Origin of the sequence: Desulfurivibrio nitratireducens (genome assembly GCF_044068515.1) — a bacterium.
GTDB lineage: Bacteria > Desulfobacterota > Desulfobulbia > Desulfobulbales > Desulfurivibrionaceae > Desulfurivibrio.
This window is the reverse complement of sequence record NZ_JBIPKI010000072.1, coordinates 1-6,391: the sequence shown is the minus strand read 5'-3', so window position 1 is coordinate 6,391 and position 6,391 is coordinate 1. Positions and strand designations below refer to the sequence as shown.

Here is a 6,391-nt window from a genome sequence, read left to right as displayed (position 1 = left end):
TACCGGTTCGGGATCCGCAACGGGCAGCCGTCGGCACCGCCGAGCAACTGCTGATCGGCAGCGGCCGGCGTACCCATCCGAGCCTGGTCCGGGCCAAATACCGCCTGGGCCGGCGGGCGGCGGCGGTTTGCAGCATGAGCCCCGGTCCCCTGTTCCGCCCCGCCTTTGATCTTTGCCTGGTGCCCGAGCATGATGCCATCGCCGCGGGGGAGAATGTTCTGCCAACCCATGGTCCCCCCTGCCTGCCGGTCAACGAAGGCCGGCATGACCCCGACCGGAGCCTGGTCCTGATCGGCGGCCTGGACCCCAAAAGTCACCACTGGGATTCGGAGGAGATCTGCCGCCAGGTGGCAAGCCTGCTCAAAAAACATCCCGAGCGGGAATGGACCATATCCTCCTCCCCCCGGACCCCGGAGGATACCGTGACCCGGCTGGCGACCCTGGCCGCCGCCCTTCCCGGCCGAACGGCCTTTCACCGGGCCGAGGAGACCCCCCGGGGCTGGATCGAAGATCAGTACCGGCATAACCGGGAAGTCTGGGTCAGCGCCGACAGCATTTCCATGATTTACGAGGCCCTCAGCGCCGGCTGCCGGGTGGGAGTGCTGACAGTGCGCTGGCGGCGGCCGGACAACAAGTTTCAGCGCGGCCTGGATTACCTGGAACAGCGGAACCTGATTGTTTACCTGGAGGCCTGGCTGGCCGGCACGCCCTGGCCGAGCGGCGCCTTGGTCTTCAACGAAGCCGAACGTTGCGCCCGGGAGATTTTAGCAAGATGGTGGCCGGAAAGATTGTAAGCCCCGCCGCCGGCGAGGCTGAACGAAGACTGGTGGTTGTCCAGGTGCTGCCCGAACTGGAAAGCGGCGGGGTGGAGCGCTACGTTCTGGACCTGGCTCGCGCCCTGGTCCGCCTGGGCCACGAGTCCCTGGTGGTTTCCGGGGGCGGTCGCCTGGTTGCGCAACTGGAGGCCGCAGGCAGCCGCCATTTTACGATGCCGCTGGGCAAAAAAAGCCCCACCACCATGGCCTGGATCCTCCCCCTGCGCCGGCTGCTGGAGCGCAACCGGGTCGATATCCTCCATCTCCACTCCCGGATGCCGGCCTGGATCGCCTATCTCGCCTGGCAAAGCCTGCCGGCGGCCCGCCGCCCCCGGCTGGTTACCTCCTTTCACGGCTTTTATTCGGTGAACCGCTACAGCGCGATTATGACCAAAGGCGAAAAAGTGATTGCCATCTCCCGGGCCATCCAGGAGCATGTCAGCGCCCAATACCGGGTGCCGGCCTCACGCCTGGAGCTGATCCATGGCGGGGTGGACAGCGAAATCTTCGCGCCCGCCGCGGTCGCCCCCGAGCGCCCGGCCGCGTTGCGGGCCCAATGGGGCCTTACCGGCACCGAGCCGGTGATCATGTTGCCCGGCAGGATCACCAGGCTCAAGGGCCACCAGATATTTTGCCAAGCCCTGGCCACTATCCCGGAACTGGCCTGGCAGGCGGTCTGCGTGGGGGACCTGGGCGAGAACCCCGATTATGCCGCCGAATTAAGCCGCTTAACCAGAGAGCTGGGAATCAGCCAGCGGGTTCACATGGTCGGCCATTGCGCCGACATGCCGGCGGCCCTGAGTCTGGCCGACCTGGTGGTATCGGCCACCTCCAGTCAGGCCGAAGCCTTCGGCCTGGTCGCGGTGGAGGCCGCCGCCATGAACAAGGCGGTGATCGCCTCGGCCCACGGCGGCAGCCTCGAAACGGTAGTGCCGGGCAAGACCGGCTGGCTGGTGGAGCCCGCCAGCGTCAGCGGCCTGGCCACCGCCCTGCGGGAGGCCCTGGGCGACCCGGCGCGCTTGCGGGAATTTGGGATCAACGGCGGAGAATGGGTAAGGGCCAACTTCACGGTGGCCATAATGACCGCCAAGATCATGGCGCTGTACCGGCAATTATTGCTTCCGGCAAACCCCAATCGCGATAGGCGGCAGAATTAACCCCCGCCCGGGCGACGCCCAGAGCATTTATTACCAACAAACGAGACCAGCATGAGCATCATTGCAAAAATTACCAGCATTCAAACCCGCCACCAGGCTGCTCTGCTGTTGGTGGCCTCCTTTCTGATCCTGTTTCCGTTTCGCCGCTTCTGGGAAATACCTTTCGCCCTTATGGCCCTGCTGGGCCTGCTGATCCTTGCTGTTCAGGCAAGGTCCCTGTGGCAGCGACCCGAAGTCAAAATCTTCACCCTGATTTTCGCCGCCTTCTGGGTGCCCATGCTGATTTCCCTGCTCGGGGCGGTGAACCCGGAGAGAAGCCTGACCTCGACCCTGGCTTTTGCCCGCTTGTACCCGGCGGGAATTTTCATCATGGTCACCCTGGCCGTCCCCGGAGCCTCGGAAAAACTTTTGCGGATCTGCGCCTGGGTGCTGCTGGCTTGGGTGGCCGATGCGCTGCTGCAGATCGCCACCGGCACCAATATATTGGGCTACACCGCGCCGGGGGGACGCATCAATGGCTTTTTCGGCAGCCTGCGGCCCGAACTGGGGGTCTACCTGCCTGCCATTTCCCCGTTGCTGCTGGTATACGCCCGCCGCTTCTGGCCGCCGATTTTGCAGATTGGCCTGGTTGTCGCCCTGACCCTGGTGGTGTTCATGGCCGGCAGCCGCAACGGCTGGATCATGTTCGCCCTGGTGCTGGCCGGCCTGGCCGCCTGGATCATTTGGCAGGAAAAAAAGCCGATCCTGCAATGGCTCGCCCTGGCGGCCCTGCTGGCCATCGGCAGCGTGGTGGGCGCCTATTCGCTCTCGCAACCCTTCGCCGACCGGGTCGATGTCTCCTTAATGGCCTTCCGGGGAGATGTAGAGTCTCTTAATGTTGCCAGCGCCCAGCGGGTAACCATCTGGCAGACTGCCGGCCGCATGTTGGCTGACCAGCCGATCAACGGAATCGGGGCCCGGGGCTTCCGTTACGCTTATCGTGATTATGCCGATCCAGAGCAAGATCCCTTCATCCAGGATCCCAATGAGCTTGGAGCGACCCACCCGCATTTGCTGATCCTGGATATCGGGGCGGAAACCGGGGTTATCGGTCTGGCCGGATTTGCTTTTGCCCTGGCCATCTTAATCCGCACCTGGCGGCAATCCCGGCTCCGCCTCCACCTGCTGCCATATGCCCTGGCCATGCTGGCAGTCTTTTTTCCCCTTAATACCAGCTACGCCATCTACGCTTCCGACTGGTCCGCCTTCTGTTTCTGGCTGACCGCCCTTTTCTGCGCCACCGGGATGATGTATAGAGAGCAACACACATGACATGCTGCCGAATTCCATCCTGGCAATAAATCTTACAGCCCGATCTTAAAAATTATGATATCAGCGCTGAGCAGTCATCGGCCCTGGGAACAACAACAGGCCTGTTTACCAATGATAGAGGTTGACTCAAAGACTTTGCCATCTATAACCGTCAAACTGCGGGCCCGGATGGACCCGGAAGCTGTGGTCCGGCACTTCGGGCGCCAGTTGCCGCAGGCAACAAAGAGCTGGGGCAATTGCCGCTTTGTTTTTGACCCGGAAGCACGTGATTACGACTGGCTGGTGGTCTACCACGACCTTTCCCGCCCGGCCGGCAAGCCGGGACTGGAGCAATTGGCCTGCCCCCGGGCCCGGACCATTCTGGTCACCACCGAACCCTCCACCATAACGGTTTACGGCACCGACTACCTGCGGCAGTACGGGACCATTATCACCAGCCAGGAGCCCTGGATTTTCCGCCACCCCCGGGTGGTTTTCACCCAACCGGGCCTGATCTGGTTCTACGGCTTCCCCTTCGAGGAGGGGCCCCTGCGCACCTATGACGATCTTCGGGCAACTCCGCCGCCGGTCAAAAGCAGACTGATCTCAACCGTTTGCTCTAACCGGGCCGGGGGCCTGACCCTGCACAGCCGCCGCGTCAGTTTCACCCGGAAACTGCAGGCCGCGCTGCCGGAGCTGGAGGTTTTCGGCCATGGGGTCAAGCCCATGTCCGACAAGGCTGAAGCCCTCGATCCTTACCAATACCATATTGCGGTTGAAAACCATGTCTACCGGCATCACCTGACCGAAAAACTGCCCGATGCCTTCCTCGGCTACACCCTGCCCTTTTATCATGGCTGCCCCAACGCCAGCGACTATTTCCCCCGCGAAAGCTTCATCCCCATCGATATCGGCGACTTCAATGCCGCCCGCGACATCATCCGTAGCACCATCAAAAACGACGAGTACCTGGATCGCCTGCCCTATATCATCGAAGCCCGGCGCCGGGTGCTGGAAGATTACAATCTCTTCTCGGTACTGGAGCGCTACATCCGGGCCAACCATGAGCAAGACGGGAGCGAGACGCGGAGGGAGAATAACGAGGAAGTGATCATGAACCGTCAGACCTTAAGGATCAAAAAACCGTTGAGCGGGATCAGGAGCCTGTTCGAAAAAGCCCTAGTCAAGGGCCGGCATTACCTATAAGAGGCCGGGATCCTGTACCACCTGGGATTATCGGCGCCCTGGCGCGGATATATATTGCTGAGCCGGCATGCTCAGCGCCAGTATTCGGCAATCCATGGAGTGGGCTTAAGGGTCTTGTAAAAGCGCTTGTACCATGGCACCGGCTTGCCCCATACCCCGGCTAAAGCGTCAGGGGGATTGGGATTGCCGTGAAACACGATCACTCTGGCCTTGGCCGGAATTCCGGTCGGGGCGATAAAACTGTTCAAAATCCCCCCCGGCAGGCAGTGCATTTTAAAACTGCGGCACCATTCGTCAGGGAAATAGGCAAAATTGTCCTTTCCCAAAGCTCGGGTTATATATTTCTGTTCAGTTTCAAACTTGGCCGCAATCCCATTCCGGTCAGCGAGATAATTGTCCAACAAATGATGATATGCACCAACCGGAAAACAGATAGCCGAAGCCTGGCCGATCAGGCGATTTGGTTGGGACCAGTTTTCGATAATCGCCAGTTTGTCAGAATATGCGAAAAAGACATCCAGATTGCCAACAATCACCACATCTAGATCCAAAAAAAAGATCTTACCCTCAAGATCGGCAAAAGGTTTGGCAAACAGCAACAACTTGCGCCACGCTTGGCACTTGCGATAATGTTCTGGAGACGGTTCCGGAAAAGATGGGATGGGCATCGTTTCAATGCCGGGATCAAGGCCAGCCGGGTCATCGGTCAAACAAACAAAGCGAAAGGGGACAGTTAGATTTCTCCTTACCATCCGGTACAGAATGTTGACGTACTCCGGGCCATAAACCTTACCCCATTTCATACAGACGACATTGTTGGCAACCATCTGGAGCTCATCTCCTTGCATTTTTTATTTTTTTCTCTAAATCAGGAAAAACTGAACAAATAATTATTTTTTTGGGCAAGAACATGATACACAATCAACCGATTTATCTTATTTAAAGTAAAGTCGAAATCGACACAGAGCAAGTAAGTGGCGAAGGACATTCAGTCAAGGCATTTGAAGCGGATGAGATATGAGTAAAACAAAGCTGATTTCTGTTGTCATCGCCATATACAATAAGGCCTCGGCTCTTCCAGACACTTTGACTAGTTTGTGTGGCCAAGATGGCTTAGGAAATAGGTTCATCCTGGAATTCGTCTTGGTCGACGACGCTTCCCAAGACCATTCCTTAGTCATAGCCACCAATTGCTTACAACAATACCCGGTAGAGGTCGTAAGTATCGCCAACGAATCCAATGCCGGCCCCTCGATCAGGCTCAACCAAGGCATGTTAGTCGCCCGCGGCGATTTCATCCTGGTTTATGACGCCGACGATATTGCCCCCAGCAATCTCCTGCAGACCATGCTCAACGCCATCGAAAAAGAACATTTGGATTATGTCTATGGGCGTTCGAAAAAAACTATGTTGACGGCACCAGAAGTAGCGAAAATCGCCTTGCCGGCTAACCCCAAATTACTGATAAGTGAACAGCCCCTGCTTTTCACCATGAAGCGCAACATTGTCCATCCCGTGGCCCTGGTGCGCCGAGAAGTGGCGTTACGTTCGGGAGGTTGCGACGAAAAAGTCTTTATCCAGGACGAATCGCTGGCGCTTCGACTGGCTTTGGCCTCCCACCGCGTCGGTCTGTTGTTACACCCCTGCCGTTATGTACTGATGGGATCCGATACCGTGGTCCATCTCTCAGACAATATAGCACAGCAGCACCATGACCAGTATCGCACCTATATCAACCTGCTAGAGAAGCCTGGTCTAACTTCGACCCAAAGCAAGGCGATTGCCCGCAGAGCGGTATCCCCCTGGTGGAAATCATACAGGGGAACAGGCTTTTATCCGGGGATATTGTGCTGCTATCTCCTGAGCAGGATATTCCCGAAACTGGTACTGGCAGCGGTTCGACCAGCAATCGAAAAATATTTC

Annotated in this window: 6 protein-coding genes; 5 read left to right on the top strand and 1 reads right to left on the bottom strand. The window is 58.3% G+C overall.

Annotated elements, in window-relative coordinates:
• The 4 genes from ACHHTY_RS11605 to ACHHTY_RS11590 all read left to right on the top strand — a co-directional run.
• Positions 1–794: ELM1/GtrOC1 family putative glycosyltransferase (locus tag ACHHTY_RS11605; protein ID WP_395494325.1), on the top strand; the 794-nt coding region annotated here is incomplete at its 5' end.
• Complete coding sequence (locus tag ACHHTY_RS11600) at positions 773–1,972, top strand: glycosyltransferase family 4 protein (RefSeq protein WP_395494324.1); 1,200 nt, start codon at positions 773–775, stop codon at positions 1,970–1,972. The genes ACHHTY_RS11605 and ACHHTY_RS11600, both read left to right, overlap by 22 nt.
• 51 nt (positions 1,973–2,023) lie before the next feature.
• Positions 2,024–3,283, top strand: coding sequence for an O-antigen ligase family protein (locus ACHHTY_RS11595; protein WP_395494323.1), 1,260 nt, complete (start codon positions 2,024–2,026; stop codon positions 3,281–3,283).
• A gap of 168 nt (positions 3,284–3,451) precedes the next feature.
• A complete protein-coding gene (locus ACHHTY_RS11590; protein WP_395494322.1) occupies positions 3,452–4,468 on the top strand; it encodes a glycosyltransferase family 10 domain-containing protein in 1,017 nt (338 codons plus the stop codon).
• A gap of 71 nt (positions 4,469–4,539) precedes the next feature.
• Here the strand turns inward: ACHHTY_RS11590 and ACHHTY_RS11585 are convergent, their stop codons facing one another.
• Positions 4,540–5,295: a hypothetical protein gene (locus ACHHTY_RS11585; RefSeq protein WP_395494321.1), complete on the bottom strand. Its 756-nt coding sequence runs from the start codon at positions 5,293–5,295 to the stop codon at positions 4,540–4,542.
• A gap of 190 nt (positions 5,296–5,485) precedes the next feature.
• On the opposite strand from ACHHTY_RS11585, the gene ACHHTY_RS11580 reads away from it, so the two are divergent.
• Positions 5,486–6,391: glycosyltransferase family 2 protein (locus tag ACHHTY_RS11580; RefSeq protein ID WP_395494320.1), on the top strand; the 906-nt coding region annotated here is incomplete at its 3' end.

What these genes read in the sequence shown, in the direction of transcription:
- ACHHTY_RS11600 (WP_395494324.1), top strand. Translation starts at nt 773, where the DNA reads ATGGTGGCCGGAAAGATTGTAAGCCCCGCCGCCGGCGAGGCTGAACGA.
- ACHHTY_RS11595 (WP_395494323.1), top strand. Translation starts at nt 2,024, where the DNA reads ATGAGCATCATTGCAAAAATTACCAGCATTCAAACCCGCCACCAGGCT.
- ACHHTY_RS11590 (WP_395494322.1), top strand. Translation starts at nt 3,452, where the DNA reads ATGGACCCGGAAGCTGTGGTCCGGCACTTCGGGCGCCAGTTGCCGCAG.
- ACHHTY_RS11585 (WP_395494321.1), bottom strand. Translation starts at nt 5,295, where the DNA reads ATGGTTGCCAACAATGTCGTCTGTATGAAATGGGGTAAGGTTTATGGC.